The sequence below is a fragment of the Thermodesulfatator autotrophicus genome (assembly GCF_001642325.1).
Taxonomy (GTDB): Bacteria; Desulfobacterota; Thermodesulfobacteria; order Thermodesulfobacteriales; family Thermodesulfatatoraceae; genus Thermodesulfatator; species Thermodesulfatator autotrophicus.
Window position 1 is genome coordinate 1 of the sequence record NZ_LSFI01000053.1, and the last position, 16,182, is coordinate 16,182.

The 16,182-nt window shown below is 43.9% G+C and carries 17 protein-coding genes; 2 read left to right on the forward strand and 15 right to left on the reverse strand.

What is annotated here, in order from left to right; genetic code table 11:
* From TH606_RS09820 to TH606_RS09885, 14 genes are all read right to left on the reverse strand, one after another.
* The coding region (locus TH606_RS09820) for a cytochrome C assembly family protein (protein WP_068543461.1) at positions 1-623 on the reverse strand (623 nt) is incomplete at its 3' end.
* Positions 624-677: 54 nt separating this feature from the next.
* Complete coding sequence (locus tag TH606_RS09825; RefSeq protein ID WP_082863614.1) at positions 678-1,646, reverse strand: bifunctional UDP-N-acetylglucosamine diphosphorylase/glucosamine-1-phosphate N-acetyltransferase GlmU; 969 nt, start codon at positions 1,644-1,646, stop codon at positions 678-680.
* A 65-nt stretch (positions 1,647-1,711) separates the two neighbouring features.
* Positions 1,712-2,134: a F0F1 ATP synthase subunit epsilon gene (locus TH606_RS09830; protein WP_068543467.1), complete on the reverse strand. Its 423-nt coding sequence runs from the start codon at positions 2,132-2,134 to the stop codon at positions 1,712-1,714.
* Between the two features lie 2 nt (positions 2,135-2,136).
* Entirely contained in the window at positions 2,137-3,561 is a 1,425-nt protein-coding gene (gene atpD, locus TH606_RS09835; RefSeq protein ID WP_068543470.1) for a F0F1 ATP synthase subunit beta, read from the reverse strand.
* Between the two features lie 41 nt (positions 3,562-3,602).
* Positions 3,603-4,487 carry an ATP synthase F1 subunit gamma gene (atpG, locus tag TH606_RS09840; RefSeq protein ID WP_068543472.1) on the reverse strand — a complete coding sequence of 295 codons (885 nt, stop codon included), beginning with the start codon at positions 4,485-4,487 and terminating at the stop codon, positions 3,603-3,605.
* Between the two features lie 28 nt (positions 4,488-4,515).
* Positions 4,516-6,057, reverse strand: coding sequence for a F0F1 ATP synthase subunit alpha (atpA, locus tag TH606_RS09845; RefSeq protein WP_068543474.1), 1,542 nt, complete (start codon positions 6,055-6,057; stop codon positions 4,516-4,518).
* Between the two features lies 1 nt (position 6,058).
* Entirely contained in the window at positions 6,059-6,610 is a 552-nt protein-coding gene (gene atpH, locus TH606_RS09850) for an ATP synthase F1 subunit delta (protein ID WP_068543476.1), read from the reverse strand.
* Positions 6,610-7,269 carry a F0F1 ATP synthase subunit B gene (atpF, locus tag TH606_RS09855; protein ID WP_068543479.1) on the reverse strand — a complete coding sequence of 220 codons (660 nt, stop codon included), beginning with the start codon at positions 7,267-7,269 and terminating at the stop codon, positions 6,610-6,612. Before atpF ends, atpH begins: the two co-directional genes overlap by 1 nt.
* Entirely contained in the window at positions 7,269-7,694 is a 426-nt protein-coding gene (locus TH606_RS09860) for an ATP synthase F0 subunit B (RefSeq protein ID WP_068543482.1), read from the reverse strand. The genes atpF and TH606_RS09860 overlap by 1 nt, the downstream gene beginning before the upstream one ends.
* A gap of 139 nt (positions 7,695-7,833) precedes the next feature.
* Positions 7,834-8,916: an FtsW/RodA/SpoVE family cell cycle protein gene (locus tag TH606_RS09865; RefSeq protein ID WP_068543485.1), complete on the reverse strand. Its 1,083-nt coding sequence runs from the start codon at positions 8,914-8,916 to the stop codon at positions 7,834-7,836.
* Positions 8,913-10,748 carry a penicillin-binding protein 2 gene (gene mrdA / locus TH606_RS09870; protein WP_068543488.1) on the reverse strand — a complete coding sequence of 612 codons (1,836 nt, stop codon included), beginning with the start codon at positions 10,746-10,748 and terminating at the stop codon, positions 8,913-8,915. Before mrdA ends, TH606_RS09865 begins: the two co-directional genes overlap by 4 nt.
* Positions 10,726-11,217, reverse strand: coding sequence for a hypothetical protein (locus TH606_RS09875; RefSeq protein ID WP_068543492.1), 492 nt, complete (start codon positions 11,215-11,217; stop codon positions 10,726-10,728). The genes mrdA and TH606_RS09875 overlap by 23 nt, the downstream gene beginning before the upstream one ends.
* Positions 11,214-12,065, reverse strand: coding sequence for a rod shape-determining protein MreC (gene mreC, locus TH606_RS09880; RefSeq protein ID WP_068543495.1), 852 nt, complete (start codon positions 12,063-12,065; stop codon positions 11,214-11,216). Before mreC ends, TH606_RS09875 begins: the two co-directional genes overlap by 4 nt.
* 4 nt (positions 12,066-12,069) lie before the next feature.
* On the reverse strand, positions 12,070-13,098 hold the full coding sequence (locus TH606_RS09885; RefSeq protein ID WP_068543498.1) for a rod shape-determining protein: 1,029 nt from the start codon (positions 13,096-13,098) through the stop codon (positions 12,070-12,072).
* 118 nt (positions 13,099-13,216) lie between these two features.
* Here TH606_RS09885 and amrB point away from each other — a divergent pair, with 118 nt between their 5' ends.
* Both amrB and gltX read left to right on the forward strand, forming a co-directional pair.
* Complete coding sequence (gene amrB / locus TH606_RS09890; RefSeq protein ID WP_068543500.1) at positions 13,217-14,020, forward strand: AmmeMemoRadiSam system protein B; 804 nt, start codon at positions 13,217-13,219, stop codon at positions 14,018-14,020.
* 30 nt (positions 14,021-14,050) lie between these two features.
* Positions 14,051-15,460 (forward strand): glutamate--tRNA ligase, encoded by a 1,410-nt coding sequence (gene gltX / locus TH606_RS09895; protein WP_068543502.1) that lies wholly within the window; start codon positions 14,051-14,053, stop codon positions 15,458-15,460.
* A 500-nt stretch (positions 15,461-15,960) separates the two neighbouring features.
* Here the strand turns inward: gltX and TH606_RS12125 are convergent, their stop codons facing one another.
* Positions 15,961-16,152, reverse strand: a complete 192-nt coding sequence (locus tag TH606_RS12125) for a hemerythrin domain-containing protein (RefSeq protein ID WP_408033339.1) — start codon at positions 16,150-16,152, stop codon at positions 15,961-15,963.
* Positions 16,153-16,182: the final 30 nt, after the last annotated feature.

Here is a 16,182-nt window from a genome sequence, read left to right on the forward strand (position 1 = left end):
TCTCCCCAGGCTTTCTCAGCCCAGGCCGCCCCAGTGATAATACCTACCGTTAACAATGGAAACCCTATTTTTATAGACAGTTCATTAACACGGTCAAGGGTATCAAGGGAGGGTAAACGTTTAAACCAACCACCAAGTTTTTTCTTTTTTATCTGGCGCTCCTGGATAAGATAAAAAACACCGCTGGCTGCCGCCAGAATAAAAAAACCATACGAAAGAATAGAGATAACTGCGTGTATTGGCAGCCAGAGGCTTCTCAAAACCGGAGGTAAAGGGAAGATCTCCTTTGGACACAATGAAGAATAAAGCATAAGCAAAGCGGCTATAGGGGCAATTATTGCTCCTAGAATTTTGGCTTGTTTAATTTTCTTAATAGTTACGAGATAAGCCAGAACTATCCCCCAGCTAGTGAAAGAGGTAGCTTCAAATAAACTTGTTAAAGGTGGATGCCCGGCCTCAACCCACCGAAAAATTATACTAAAAGTATGGAAGCCAAAGCCAAGAATTAAAGTATATAGTGCCCCTTTAGCTGCTTCTTTTTTTTGGGTATAAGCGAAAATAAAAAAACCAACCGTTGAAATAATATAGGTAATCAGCGCTAGCTTAAAGAAAAGAAGATTCATAGCCTTAAAGTGCCACAATTATTACGACTTGTGAAGGTAGGTTGAAACAATTTGTTATCTACAAATAGTTGAACACAAAATTGTTCCGCTTTTTACCCTAGTGCCAGGCAAAACTTTTACATCTTTTAAGTCACAATGGCTTTCTATAATGGCTTCGGTTCCAATAACAGTTTCTCCTCGCAGACTGACAAAAGGATGAATAACTACTCCAGGGGCAATCTTTACCCGACGCTCAAGATAAACCTGCTCAGGGAAAACCAAAGTAACTCCATTGGCCATAAAGGATTCCCTTAAGCGCCTCTGAAAAATGGCCTCAGCCCTGGCCAGTTCAAATTGGCTATTGACCCCCAGAACTTCTTCAAAATCATCTGTTTTAAGCGCAGCCACGGGGAAACCTTTCGCTCTGGCAATACCTATTACATCAGTTAAATAATATTCTTTCTGGGCGTTTTCATTGTCTATCTCTTTCAAGGCCTTGAAAAGAAAGTCTTTTTTAAATAGATAAGTGCCACTGTTTATTTCTCTTATAGCTTTCTCTTCTGGAGAAGCATCTTTTTCTTCTACAATAGCCGCTAGCAGGCCATTCTCATCGCGCACTATTCGCCCATAACCCCTGGGCTCTGGAAATTCAGCTGTAAGCACCGTAGCCACCGCCTGTTTTTGGCGATGTAATTCATATAAGCGAAAAAGAGTCTCTGGTTTTAAAAGGGGCGTATCCCCACAAAGAACTAAAATATCTCCATTAAAGTTTTGAAAGGCCTTCTCGGTAATGGCTACAGCGTGGCCTGTTCCTAGCTGTTCTTCCTGTATCAGCAATTCCAAAGCATAAGGGGATAGCGCTTGCCTAACTCTATCTTTTTTGTAACCAATCACTACCGCTATTTTGGCTGGTTTTAACTGAAAAACTGTTTCTAAAACATGAATAATGAGAGGCTCTCCAGCTAAAACATGTAAGACCTTGGGGAGGGGAGAATTCATGCGGGTGCCTTTTCCCGCGGCAAGAATAATTACGGCCAGGGACATAAAAACTCCTTACCCAATAAAAAAGGGGAGGTTTCCCTCCCCTTTTTCAGCAGATTTATTTAGCCTTACTTAACCATTTTGGCCTTTTCCGCTACGCGTAAGCGCACCAGGGCTCTGGCTAAAGCTGCCTGGGCTCTGGCAATGTCTATTTTTTCAGCTTTGGCCGCTGCTTCCTGGAGACGTTTTTCCGCCCTCTCCTTGGCCTTAAGAGCCCTTTCAACGTCTATCTCTTCAGCCTTTTCCGCAGCTTCACAAAGAAAAGTAATCTTGTTCCCGCTAACTTCACAGAACCCTTCACTCACGGCCAGAAACTCCTGGCGGTCATCAACACGGTAGCGAAGCTCGCCGATTTTTATAGCCGCCACCATGGGAGCGTGGTTGGCCATAACACCAAACTCACCTGCTACACCAGGCGCGGTAACTATATCTACCTCTTCGCTAACCACCAAACGGTTAGGCGTTACTATCTCCAATAAAATGCGTGCCATTATTAACCTCCAGCAGCCATTTGCTGGGCTTTTTCCACCGCCTCTTCAATAGTGCCTACCATGTAGAAGGCCTGCTCAGGTAAATCGTCATGCTTACCTTCAAGGATTTCCTTGAAACCACGAATAGTGTCTTCAAGCTTAACGTAACGACCAGGTGTTCCGGTAAACTGCTCGGCCACGTGGAAGGGCTGAGACAAGAAACGCTGGATCTTACGCGCACGAGCAACGATAATCTTGTCTTCTTCAGAAAGTTCGTCCATACCCAAGATGGCAATAATATCCTGTAAATCTTTATAACGCTGAAGCACCTGCTGTACCTGACGGGCTACCTGATAGTGCTCTTCACCAAGAACATTCGGGTCAAGGATTCGGGACTGAGAGTCAAGCGGGTCAACCGCAGGGTAAATACCAAGCTCAGCAATTTGACGAGAAAGAACCACTGTACCGTCAAGGTGAGCGAAAGTGGTAGCAGGCGCCGGGTCAGTCAAGTCGTCAGCAGGCACGTAAACACACTGAACTGAAGTAATAGAGCCCTTGGTAGTAGAGGTAATACGCTCTTGCAGGGCACCTAAGTCTGTAGCAAGTGTGGGCTGATAACCAACGGCTGAAGGGATACGCCCAAGAAGAGCGGAAACCTCAGAACCAGCCTGGGTAAAACGGAAGATGTTATCAACAAAGAAGAGCACATCCTGGCCTTCTTCATCACGGAAGTATTCCGCCACGGTAACACCGGTCAATGCCACACGAGCACGAGCTCCAGGAGGCTCGTTCATCTGACCATAAACTAGAGCAGCTTTATCAATAACGCCAGACTCTTTCATCTCCAGGTATAAGTCGTTCCCTTCACGGGTGCGCTCACCAACACCACAGAACACCGAGATACCACCGTGCTGCATGGCAATGTTGTGAATCATTTCCATCATTACGACTGTTTTACCCACTCCAGCACCACCGAAGGTACCCATCTTACCACCGCGTGGGAAGGGAACCAGCAAGTCAAGAACCTTAATACCTGTTTCAAGTACTTTAATAGATACATCCTGTTCGGTGAAAGCAGGGGCTGGACGGTGAATGGGAAGGGTTTTATCAGACTGAATCGGGCCAGCCTCGTCAACCGGGTCTCCTACTACGTTCATAATACGCCCGAGCACTGGCTTACCTACCGGCACCCGAATAGGAGCACCTGTAGCCCATACCTCCTGGCCACGATAAAGACCGTCCGTGTTATCCATAGCGATAGTACGCACCACGTTATCACCTAGGTGCTGCGCTACCTCTAAAACCAAGTTCCACTCACGGTCGTCAATCACCGGGTTAGTTACCCTTAAAGCGTCAAGAATTGCCGGCACTTTTCCAGGGGGAAACTCCACGTCCACTACTGGACCCATTACCTGAACTATTTTTCCTATTACTTTTTCTTCGGCCATATTGCCTCGTCCTCCTTAGGCTAAACTTTGCTTGCTACTTTTTATCCTTTAAGGGCTTCTGCACCGCCCACTATATCCATAAGCTCCTTGGTAATAGCAGCCTGACGCGTCTTATTAAAAAGAAGAGTGAGACTTTGAACCATATCTCCACAAGCACGGTTAGCATTGTCCATAGCTGTCATACGAGCAGCCTGTTCACTAACCGCTGTTTCAAGCATAGCTGCCATTACCCGGGTATTAATGTACAGAGGAAGAATCTGGGCAAAAAGCTCCTCTGGCTCTGGCTCGTAAATATAAGAACCACTTACTTTTGGAGCCTCTGTTTCTACCTCTTCTTCTTTTTCTACCGCAATGGGTAAAAGACGCTCTGTCTTGGGAATTTGCCTTACCACATTTATAAAATATCCGTATATCAAATAGGTTTCATCAGCTTCTTTATCAATAAAAGCCCGCATAGCTTCTCGCGCTACGGCCCGAGCATTAAACATCTCCACCCGGCCCATGATATCTTCATAAGCCTGTCTAACCAGGCCTGTTTTACGAAAATACTGAGTACCTTTACGCCCTACACATATAAGAGATATATCCCTGCCCTTGGCTTTTTGTTCTCGAATTAACCGCTCACAAGCATTTATAAGGTTGGCGTTAAAAGCACCACAAAGACCACGATCAGCGGTAACCAAAATAATCTCAACTTTTTTGACCTCACGTACCTGCATTAACTCAAACTGAGCCGGGTTAACAGCTCCAGAAGAAGCTAAATCAGCAATAACTTCCTGAAACTTGGTGGCGTAAGGGCGGAATTGCTCTACCCGTTCCTGAGCTCCACGCAACTTGGCCGCCGCCACCATGTTCATGGCCTTGGTAATCTGGCCAATCTTTTTAACCGCTTCTATTTTTCTCTTAATATCCCTTAAGTTAGGCATCTCTCCTCACCTTCTCTAACATTCTTCTTTACGGTACCGGTACAGGTTCAACGTTATGACGGGTCTTAAATTCTTCGTTAAATTCTTTAAAGGCCGCTTTCATCTTTTCTTCAAGCTCAGGGCTAATTTCTTTCTTCTCTTTGATTTCTGTATAAATTTCAGGATATCTAGACTCTATAAACTCATAGAGTTCCCGCTCATAATCTACCAATACATCAAGTGGCATTTCATCTAAAAAGCCCCGCGTGCCGGCGAAAAGGATGCAAACCTGTTTTTCAACCGGTAGAGGCTGATATTGTGGCTGCTTAAGAATTTCAGTTAAGCGAGCACCACGGTGAAGGACTCGCTGGGTAGCCCGGTCAAGCTCAGAGCCGAACTGGGCAAAGGCTGCAAGCTCACGATACTGGGCAAGCTCCAGACGAAGTCTTCCAGCTACTTGCTTCATAGCCTTGATCTGCGCGGCACCACCAACGCGAGAAACCGAAAGACCTACGTTAATAGCTGGACGGATACCGGCAAAGAATAAGCTCGGCTCAAGGTAAACCTGGCCATCAGTAATAGAAATAACGTTGGTGGGAATATAAGCTGACACGTCGCCTTGGAGAGTTTCAATAATAGGCAATGCGGTAAGAGATCCTGCTCCATAATTATCGTGAAGTTTGGCTGCACGCTCAAGCAAACGAGAATGGTTATAAAAGATATCACCCGGATAAGCTTCACGTCCAGGAGGACGACGAAGGAGAAGCGACACTTCACGATAAGCATTAGCCTGTTTAGAAAGATCGTCGTAAATTATCAAAGCGTGACGACCACTGTCTCTAAAGTATTCACCCATGGCACAACCAGCATAAGGCGCAATGTACTGGAGGGTAGCAGGGTCAGAAGCACAAGCCGCTACCACAGTGGTATATTCCATAGCACCGTAACGGCGAAGAACTTCCACCGTTTGTGCCACTGCTGCCTTTTTCTGACCTGATGCTACGTAAATACAGTAAATATCACTGTCTTTCTGGTTAATAATAGCGTCAATACCAATGGCAGTTTTTCCAGTCTGACGGTCACCAATTATTAATTCACGCTGACCTCGACCAATAGGTGTCATAGCGTCAATAGCCTTAAGCCCGGTATACATGGGCTCATGAACCGGCTTACGTGCAATAATACCAGGAGCCTTTACTTCAATGCGGCGAAACTCCTTTGTTTGAATAGGCCCTTTTCCATCCAAGGGACGACCAAGCGGGTCAACCACACGGCCAAGCACTGCTTCACCAACCGGAACCTCAGCGATTCGGCCAGTACGCTTGGCGATATCGCCCTCTTTAATTTTACTGGCATCACCCATAATAGGCACACCAACGTTATCAAACTCCAGGTTAAGGGCGATACCCATTTCCCCGCCAGGGAACTCAATAAGCTCCATGGCCTGACAATTACGAAGACCATAAACGCGGGCAATACCGTCACCGATGGAGATCACTACCCCCATCTCGTCAAGGTCTACTTTTTTCTCATACTCCTCAATGCGCTTTTTAATAAGATCACTGATTTCTTCTACTCTTATCCCTTGCATGTTAGGACACCTCACCCCTTATAATAGATTCTTTAAATTTTTCTAACTGGGCTCGAACTGTGCCGTCGAGCACCAGGTCACCTACCTGCACCCTAACGCCTCCTAAAATTTCAGGGTCCTGAATTACATTCAAAATAACCTGGCGGCCTATTTTCTTAGACAGAGCTTCTGTCAGAGCCTTTTGCATATCCTCGTCAAGCTCAGTGGCCACCCGCACTTCAGCTCTAGCTATACCCAACTCTTCATCTAGGAGCTGCTGGTAAGTCTTTACTATATCCTGAATAAAATGAATACGGCGCTTTTCTACCAAGAGCCGCAAAAACTTTGCCACCCCTTCCTCAACCCCCAGACCCTTAATGACGTCTTCTATAATTTCCATCTTTAAGTCCGGGGGATAAATGGGACTCTCTAAGGCCTCAAGGATATCCGGCTGTGAGGCCAAAAAGTCGGCTACTTTCTGCAATTCTTCGCCGTATTCTTTGGTTTTACCAAGATCTTTAGCCGCCGCAAACAACCCTCGTGCATACTTTAAAGCAACTATTGTCCTAAGCACTAGTGCACCACCCTTTCTATAAATTCTTTAATTAAACGCTTTTGGTCTTCAGGGGTAATCTTTTCCCTGATAATTTGCTCGGCCATTTTTACTGAAAGTTCAGCTACCTCTTTACGCAACTCTTCACGGGCCTTTTCTAATTCCTGTTGTACATAAAATTCAGCCTGTTGCTTAATGCGTTCGGCGGTCTCGTAAGCCTCTTTTATAATACGCTCTTTTTCCTTTTCTCCCTGCTCAATGAAGGCTTCCATTATCTTTTTAGCCTCTTCTTCCAGGGTAGCTAACTTCGCCTCATACTCCTTATACTTACGCTCAGCCTCGGCCCGCTTGTCAGTAAGTTCCTTATATTCTCCCTCAATGCGCTCACGGCGGGAGCGAAACATGTTAACTATAGGCTCGCGGCCAAATTTTACCAGAATAATAACCAGGGCAATGAAGTTTACTGTCCACCAGAGAAGGTCTTTTAACTGACGGTCAGTAACATGGGGTTTTACCTCATGGGAGACAGCCCCATGAGCCCCCGCTCCATGAGCAGCAGCCATATCATGGCCTGTAGCTTCATGGGTGGCCGGAGCATTATGTCCTTCTTCTACCGCCCAAACCGGAGATACTACCCATACTAGAAAAAATAAAATTAAAACAGGCCAAAATCGGCGCATTATAAAGACCTCCCTAAAAGTTTCTGAGCTATAGCAACCGCAAAAGTTTCCACCTGAGCCTGTAAAGACTGACGTACCTGTTGAAGCTGCTGAGCCAACTGAGAAAGAGTTTTTTGTTTAAGCTCTTCAGCTTCCTTGTTGGCTGCTTCAAGGATTTTCTTTTCTTCAGCTTTAGCCATTTGCTTAAGCTCTTCCTTCTTGCGAGTGGCTTCAAGACGAGCCTCTTGAAGACGTTCCTGGTATTGTTTGAGAGCTTCTTCGGCCCCTTTAGTAAAACGCTCTATGTCTGAACGAAGGCCATCAAACTTTTCTTTACGCTCTTTAAAAATCTGCATTACCGGCTTAATAAAAATCACGTTCAAAATAGCCGTCATAATAAGCGCTTCTACAATCTGAATAAAAAGCGTGATATCGAACTTTAACATTGATTAAACCCCTTTAACTTGATTTTTACCTCGTTCATGTTGGCGCTTTTACATCATTTCATTTTTGGTGTCAAACCTTTTTTATGGCTTAAAGATGCCGATTATAGGTAAATATTGGAAAAATTAAGGCCAAATTTGCTTATCGAAACGAATAACGCTTACGAGAGGCACTTAACACCATTCCGAGTGCCATCATGTTCACCAAAACCGAAGAACCACCATAGCTTAAGAAGGGTAAAGGAATGCTCGCTATGGGCAAAATATGGATTATTCCTCCGATATTTATAAATACTTCCACAAAAAACATTATGGCTACGCCGTAACACACATATTTATCAAAAGGATCTCGCATTTGCGCCGCTATCTTGAGTATTTGCCATATCAAAACCCCGAAGGCTAGAATCACCAGGGAGGCCCCGATAAATCCCCATTCTTCAGCCCAGACCGCAAAAGCAAGGTCGGTGTCTTTTTCTGGAAGATAATTGAGACGACTTGAAAGCCCTTCTCTAAAGCCCTGTCCTTTTATTCCTCCAGAACCTACGGCTATCAAGGCTTGAATAACCTGGTAGCCTCGGCTCAAAGCAAAGGCCTCTGGATTAATAAAGGCTTCTACCCTGGCCCTCTGATAAGGCTTTAAAAAATTCCAGAGATGAGGCCCAACAATAATGCCAAAAGCAATCATGAAAGCAGCCCCCAGGACTAATACCCGTTTTGGCACCCCGGCTATAAGCACAAAAAAACCAAAAATCAAAGAAAGTATAAGACCCTGATCAAGGTCTAAAATAGCCACTGAAATTATTAGAGGAAAGGCAAAAAGAGCGAGCAGACCAAAAGTCTTGAAATCAAGGTAGTCCTTATCATGTTTATGTAAAATAAAAGCGGAAACAAAAATAAGCGCCAGTTTTGCGAATTCAGAAGGCTGAATGCTAAAAAATTTCAGATTTATCCAGCGTTTACTTGGGTCATGCTTAATAGCTATATAAATCTGCAAACAAAGAACAATAACATAAAAAAACAAAACTAATTTTTCTGAAAAAACTTTTTGATAATCAACAAATGTAAGACCAAACATAATCAAACTTCCCAGGAAAAACCACATCAATTGCTTTTTAAATATTATTTCCTGGGAAGCACTGGCCTGATTTAAAGCACCGGCCATTAACAAGAAAAAAATTGGAAACAATAAAGGCCAGTAAATATTTTTGATCCTTTGTTTTTTCATAATACAGGCTGAGCCCCTTCAAAATAAAATTTTAAAAACTTTCCGGCAATAGGAGCAGCCGAACTGCCTCCATGACCCCCATGTTCAACAAAAACCACAATAATGATTTCGGGGTTATCGGCCGGAGCAAAAGCCATAAACCAGGCATGGTCTCTTTTAAGATAGGGAAGGTCCTCACTCTTTACCCTCTTTTTCATTCCTATAACCTGTGCTGTTCCTGTTTTTCCACCCACCATGATATTTTTCAGTTTAGCCGCTTTACCAGTGGCATCTTTTCCGTTAACAGCTTGCACCATCCCCTTTTTAAGCAAAGCTAGAGTTCGCTTTTTGGCTGGAAGCCTTCCTTCTTTAACCGGAGAAAATTCTTTTAAGACTTCACCGTAAGGGTCTATAATCTGAGCCACATACCAGGGCCTGTAAATAGTTCCTCCATCCACTACTGAAACCAAAAACTTACCCAACTGTAACGGAGTAGTTAAAAGGGCTCCCTGCCCAATAGCCACGTTTAGGGTCTCCCCTTTTTGCCAGGGAGCTTTAAATACTTTGAGCTTCCAGGCTTTATCTGGAACTAACCCTGATTTTTCTCCAGGAAAATCAAGACCTGTTTTTTGCCCAAAACCTGCTGCTCTGGCATACCTGGCTATGGTCTCTATGCCAAGCTCTTCACCAAGCTTATAAAAGTAGGTATCACAGGAAACCTCAATAGATTTAAGTAAATCCACCTGGCCATGCCCCCAGGAACGCCAGCACCTGAAAATTCTTCGCCCTAAACGATAATAACCAGGGCAAAAGACCGTTTCCTGGGGCGATATCACCCTTTCTTCAAGGCCAGCGAGAGCGGTCAATATCTTAAAAGTTGAACCAGGATGATAAGATAAAATGGCTTTATTAAGCAAAGGATGATAGACATCTTCAACAACCTTACTCCATTCTTTAGGGGAAAATCCCTCAATGAACTTATTCGGGTCAACTCCAGGGGCGCTGGTCATAGCGAGGAGCCTTCCATCGCGAGGGTCCATAACCACAATGGCCCCGGACTTTCCCTTGAGTAAATCATAAGCTACCTCTAAAAAGGTACTATCAACTGTTAAAACAAGGCTTTCGCCAATGGTAGGCTCTTCTTCCGCTATAATCTTTTTTATTCGGCCTTTGGCGTCCACTTCTACCAGTTGACGGCCCTTTTTCCCACGTAAAATATCTTCGTACTGGGCTTCAACTCCTGATCTACCAATAAAATCATTGGCTTCATATCCTTTAGCAGCTAGCTTCTTAAGGTCTTTGGCGCTTATCCGTGAAACATAACCAATAAAGTGAAAGGTCTTCTCTCCCAGAGGATAAAAACGTCTAGGCTCAACCTGTATTTCTATTCCTGGCAAAAAGTATTTTCTGGCCTCTATGCGAGCAACCAGATCTCGGTCAATATCTGTTTTGACAGGAACCTTTTCCCATGGATATTTTTTGCAAGCAATCATATAATCTTGTTTTAAAGTCGGAAAATCTTCACCTATTATTTCCGCAAGTTTTTTAAGAGTCTTATCTCCCTCAGGGCCTTTTACTATTTTTCTGTCCAGCAATAGCGTAAACGAAGGAATATTTCCCGCTAATAGGACACCACGGCGGTCATAGATATTTCCCCTGGGAGCCTTTAAAGTAATGACTTTTAAGCTCCTTTTAAGGGCTATCTGACGGTAATGTTCTCCTTTGATAATTTGTAAAAAGAAGAGTTTTAAGAGCAAAATAAAAAAGAGAAAGCCTATTATCACAAAGGTGATACGAATTCGCCTATAAAAAGGGTCTTCCTCAGGGCTTTTAATGGGTTGATTCAAAAACATTTTTGACCCAGGAAATCTGGCAAAAAGTCCAGCAAAGAATACCCCAAATTAAAGTACCTAAAATATATTTTAAAATAATTAGTCCGTATTTTTCAGGCAAAGGCACTTCAAACAAGGCTGGAAAAAGAAGAAGTCTTGCCCCTTCTCCTATAACCACCACTATCACCAGAGAGAAAAAGGCTGGCCCAATTCCCCTCAAAGCAAGTTTTCTATAACATTGTAAAAAACAAAAAAGGGCCAAAAAGTAAGAAAAAACGGTAGGTCCAGGCACTACACTGGAAAAGACATCTATCAAAAGAGCTGTTATAAAGACACCCAGCCAATAATAATTAAATTTTATCCGCCAGAAATAAAAACCTAGAAGTACAGGAAGAAAAGGGTCAAAAGGGATACTTACCCCCAGAAAAGAAAAAAACTGATAACACCAGAAAAGCCCTAAAAGAGAAACAAAAAATACCAGGTTTTTCATTTCAGCTTAACTTTTCTGAGGACTATTACTTCTTCTATATTGTCCAGTTTTACAGCTGGTTTTATTTCTATGGGCTTAAATAAGCCCTGGCTACGCCCTGCCTTTATACGGCTTACGTAACCAAGAAGCAGACCTTTAGGAAAAAGGGCATCAAACCCTGAAGTTACCACCATATCATTTTCTCGAACATCGGCTTCAGCTGAAACATAATCAAGAATACACTTGTTTGGCCCTCTGCCTCGTAAAAGGCCTCTCTCACGGGAGCGCTGAATAAGGGCATCTATAGCCGAAGAAGGGTCTGTGAGGAGAAGGACTTTGGCGTAATTTTCTTCAACACCAATAACTTGCCCTACTACTCCTGCCGGGCCAAAGGGAGTTTTCCCCAGCACAGGCATCTCTGGCAATATGCCAGCTTTAAGCCCCTGGTCAATGATGATAATACCCTGCCAACTGATTATTGGCCGCCCAATAACCCTGGCTACTACCGGAGAGGAAGTTTCAAATTGGTCTATAATTTTCGAAAGTTTCCGTAAACGTTCATTTTCAAGCTGGGCTTCCCGGGCTTTAGCAAGCTCGGCTTCAAGGTAGGCTATTCTCTGTCTCAAAAGTTCGTTTTCTTTTTTAACACCTACCAGAAATAAATAATAGTCAAAAAAATGACGGAGATTTAAACCACTGAGAGCGGCACTTTTACTAACAGGGCCACCTATTTTTAAAGCCAAACGTTCTCCATAGGAAAGAGCCTTAAAGTCCTTAAGCCCTCCAAAAATTAAAAATAACCCTGCCCCACAGACAATTAGGAAAATAACAATCCGGATAATTTTGGGTATAAAATCTTTAAAAAACACTTATTTAGCGCAACATTATTTCTCTTAAAATATGAAGATTATCAAGGGCTTTACCTGAGCCTAAAACAACAGAACACAGAGGGTCTTCAGCTACAATCACAGGGAGGTCTGTTTCTTCCTTGATAAGACGGTCAAGATTCTTTAAAAGGGCCCCACCCCCTGTCAGGACAATGCCCTTGTCAACGATATCAGCGGCAAGCTCTGGTGGAGTTTGTTCCAGGGCATCTTTGATGGTTTCCACAATAACATCAACCTGTTCCTGGATAGCCTCTCTTACTTCCTCAGCATTAATGGTAACGGTTTTAGGTATTCCAGTTATCAAGTCTCTGCCTTTTATTTCAATAGTTTCATAAGGTGGCTCTGGCATTACGTTTCCGATTTCTATTTTGATTTGTTCTGCAGTATGTTCGCCTATCAAGAGATTGTATTTTCTTTTAATGTAATTCATGATGGCTTCATCCATTTTATCTCCAGCTACCCGCACGGAATTACAATAAACAATACCAGCCAGAGAAATTACGGCTACTTCAGTGGTACCACCACCTATATCTACCACCATATTGGCGGTAGGCTCAGTAATAGGAAGGCCTGCCCCTATAGCTGCAGCCATGGGCTCTTCAATAAGATATACTTCACGAGCTCCCGCCGATTCAGCTGATTCCTGAACCGCTCTTCTTTCTACCTGGGTAATCCCAGAAGGCACACTTACAATGACCCTTGGCCTGACAAAGATGCGCCTGTTATGGACCTTTTCAATAAAATAGCGCAACATAGCTTCAGCTATCTCAAAATCAGCGATAACGCCGTCCTTTAACGGACGAATAGCCCGTATATTTCCGGGCGTGCGGCCAAGCATTCTCTTGGCCTCTTGTCCTACAGCCAGCACTCTTTTCCCACGGCTATCAAGACGAACGGCCACCACTGAGGGCTCGCGCAACACGATGCCCTTCCCTTTTACAAACACAAGAGTATTAGCAGTTCCCAAATCAACGGCTAAATCAGTGGAAAACCAACCTGCTAAGGAACGAAACATATACGCAAAGACCCCTCTTAAATTTTGCTTTCAAGTTACCAAACTGGCCCTTTACTGACAAGCAAGGGCCTCTTATTTTCCTAATAGAGAAACCAAACCTTTATAAAGGAGGCCTTTCATGATTAGAATGCCTGCGGTAGCCGGCCGTTTTTATGAAGCCAACCCGGAACTTTTACGCCAGGAAATAGAGTCATATCTTGACCCAACCGCCCCTAAAGAAGCGGCCATTGGAGCAGTTTGCCCTCACGCTGGATATATGTTTTCAGGACACGTGGCCGGTGCCGTTTACAGCCGACTCATTATCCCGGACACGGTAGTTATTCTTGGGCCTAACCACACCGGGTTAGGACATCCAGCGGCGGTCATGGCTAAAGGAACCTGGCAAATGCCCTTTGGGCCTGTAGCCATAGATGAAAACCTGGCGGGCCTTATTCTTCAGGAAAGTCAGGTACTATCTCATGACGTAGAAGCTCACCTGTATGAACACTCTTTGGAGGTGCAGGTCCCTTTTCTGCAATATTTGAATCCCGAAGTATCCATTGTGCCTATTTGCATTTCACACTTGCCTTACGAAGCCCTGGAAGATATCGGCCTGGCGCTAGCTAAGGGTATAGCTGCTTATGACAAACCTGTCTTAATAGTAATCAGTACGGACATGAGCCATTACGTACCTCATGAGGTAGCTAAGCAAAAAGACGCCCTGGCCATTGAAAAAATTATGGAGCTTGATGCCCTCGGTTTACTTGAAGTAGTAACCCGCGAAAAAATTAGTATGTGTGGGGTATTCCCTGCCGCTGCTGGTATAATAGCCTCAAGAGCATTGGGAGCCAAAGGAGCTAAGCTTATAAAATATGCCACTTCAGGTGAGGTATCTGGTGATTTTTATCAAGTGGTAGGTTACGCGGGCCTCATTATACGTTAAAATAAAGGGCCAAAAAAACGGGAGCTTGTAATGAGTGCGGTAAAAACCAGGTTTCCTCCCAGCCCTACAGGGCATCTTCATCTAGGCGGAGCGAGAACAGCTCTTTTCAATTGGTTATTTGCCAGGCATCATGGTGGTTCTTTCTTATTGCGTTTTGAAGACACTGACCGCGAAAGGTCTAAACAGGAATATGTTGATTCCATAAAAGAAGCCCTTGAGTGGCTGGAACTTTACTGGGACGAAGGGCCTTATTTTCAAACCCAACGTCTAGATATATACGCTGAGTATGCCCGTAAACTTTTCGAAGAGGGTAAAGCTTACTATTGCGAATGTTCTCCAGAGGTGCTTGAACAAAAAAGAAAGAAAGCCATAGCTGAAGGCCGTAAACCCAAATATGATGGCACCTGCCGAGAAAAGGGCCTTGGCCCTGGGCCAGGGCGGGTCTTGCGTTTTAAGTGCCCCCAGGTAGGCACTACCGTAGTGGAAGACCTTATCAGAGGCCCGGTAGCCTTTGACAATCAGGAACTTGATGACTTTGTTTTAGTCCGCCCAGACGGCATTCCCACTTACCAGTTTGCCGTGGTCATTGATGACCTTACCATGGGCATTACCCATGTAATCAGAGGGGATGACCACCTTTCCAATACTCCCAAACAAATTCTTCTTTTTGAGGCTCTGGGAGCAACACCGCCTGAATATGCCCATGTACCCATGATTCTTGGGCCAGATGGCAGCCGTCTTTCCAAGCGTCACGGAGCCCTTTCCATCCTGGCCTATCGTGACGAGGGTTATTTACCGCAGGCCATGCGCAATTATCTGGTTCGGCTGGGCTGGTCATATGGAGACCAGGAAATTTTCACTTTAGAAGAAATGATTGAAAAATTTGATCTTTCCCGTGTTTCTAAATCACCGGCCCGCTTTGATCCTGATAAACTGTTGGCTTTAAATGCCCATTATATTCGTCAGGAAGATACTGAACGGCTGGCGGAAATGGTTTTACCTTTTTTGGCTGAGCTGGGGGTGAAAATAGAAAATCCACACGAAGAAAAGTTTTTAAAGGCGGTTGAATCAGTAAAACCCCGGGCGCGCACGCTAAAAGAAATGGCTGAAATGATGAAATTTTATTTTGTTCCTGAAGTAGAATATGAAGAAAAAGCCGCCAAGAAGTTTTTAAAAGCTGAAATTTTACCGGTAATGGAAGAAATATTAGTGGCCCTTGAAAACATGCCTACCTTTGAAGAAAAAGCCCTTGAGGAGCTTTTCCGAGGGCTTGCTGAAAAACATCAATTAAAATTAAAACACGTGGCCCAGCCAGTAAGAGTGGCCCTTACAGGACGCACGGTAAGCCCTGGGCTTTTTGAAATAATGGACATTCTAGGTAAAGAAACCGTTATAAAAAGGCTTAAAAAAGCCATACAATATATAAAGGAGCAGGGGTAATGGGCGAGATTATTGCAATTGTCTTAGTAATAGTAGGCTGGATAGCTATCAATAGATTGATACTCCCTAAAATAGGGATACCTACCTGAATGTCTCCTTCTTGCTCGCTTGATAAGCAGAGCTCCAAAAAGAAAAATAACTAGACTACTGCAGAGCTTGAAGTTGATATAGATTGCTTCGCTCGTAATATTGGAGCACAAAGTAAGTTGCCATTGTTAGTTCTCTCTTTGTCGTTGTGAGCCACGAAGTGGCGAAGCAATCCCTGTGCCAAGGGATAACGAAAGGCCTGAAATCGCCACGCCAACCGCGTCGCCTTGCTATGCACCCTGTTATAACACTCGTAATGTAAAAAATGCTCCCATTAACGCTTGTAATGCTGCAAGGGATGCGTTTCTTTTTACTATCTATCTCAAGGAACACATCTTCTCATCGTCACTGCGAGGAGATACCTCGCTTCGCTCGAGACAAACAAAGCAGTCTAAAGGCTAAGCTGTTTGTAATTATTCACAAAAAATATTTTTTTTGAGCTTTAAATCCTCATTAAGAACGTGATTCAGAAGCCAATCTTTTAAAAATTCAAGCAGTTCAAACTTAGTAGCCACTCCTTTATCAAAGCGTTCTTTAAAATTAAAAACCTCTATAATCAGTCGCTCATGTTCTTTACGATGATGTTCAAGTTCTGGATAATTAATTTCGGTAGTATTTCAGTAATTGTGTCCGAA

Excerpts from the sequence above, each read along its gene's own strand:
- TH606_RS09825 (WP_082863614.1), bottom strand. The coding sequence starts at position 1,646 with ATGTCCCTGGCCGTAATTATTCTTGCCGCGGGAAAAGGCACCCGCATG.
- TH606_RS09830 (WP_068543467.1), bottom strand. The coding sequence starts at position 2,134 with ATGGCACGCATTTTATTGGAGATAGTAACGCCTAACCGTTTGGTGGTT.
- atpD (WP_068543470.1), bottom strand. The coding sequence starts at position 3,561 with ATGGCCGAAGAAAAAGTAATAGGAAAAATAGTTCAGGTAATGGGTCCA.
- atpG (WP_068543472.1), bottom strand. The coding sequence starts at position 4,487 with ATGCCTAACTTAAGGGATATTAAGAGAAAAATAGAAGCGGTTAAAAAG.
- atpA (WP_068543474.1), bottom strand. The coding sequence starts at position 6,057 with ATGCAAGGGATAAGAGTAGAAGAAATCAGTGATCTTATTAAAAAGCGC.
- atpF (WP_068543479.1), bottom strand. The coding sequence starts at position 7,269 with ATGCGCCGATTTTGGCCTGTTTTAATTTTATTTTTTCTAGTATGGGTA.
- TH606_RS09860 (WP_068543482.1), bottom strand. The coding sequence starts at position 7,694 with ATGTTAAAGTTCGATATCACGCTTTTTATTCAGATTGTAGAAGCGCTT.
- TH606_RS09865 (WP_068543485.1), bottom strand. The coding sequence starts at position 8,916 with ATGAAAAAACAAAGGATCAAAAATATTTACTGGCCTTTATTGTTTCCA.
- mrdA (WP_068543488.1), bottom strand. The coding sequence starts at position 10,748 with ATGTTTTTGAATCAACCCATTAAAAGCCCTGAGGAAGACCCTTTTTAT.
- TH606_RS09875 (WP_068543492.1), bottom strand. The coding sequence starts at position 11,217 with ATGAAAAACCTGGTATTTTTTGTTTCTCTTTTAGGGCTTTTCTGGTGT.
- TH606_RS09885 (WP_068543498.1), bottom strand. The coding sequence starts at position 13,098 with ATGTTTCGTTCCTTAGCAGGTTGGTTTTCCACTGATTTAGCCGTTGAT.
- amrB (WP_068543500.1), top strand. The coding sequence starts at position 13,217 with ATGATTAGAATGCCTGCGGTAGCCGGCCGTTTTTATGAAGCCAACCCG.
- gltX (WP_068543502.1), top strand. The coding sequence starts at position 14,051 with ATGAGTGCGGTAAAAACCAGGTTTCCTCCCAGCCCTACAGGGCATCTT.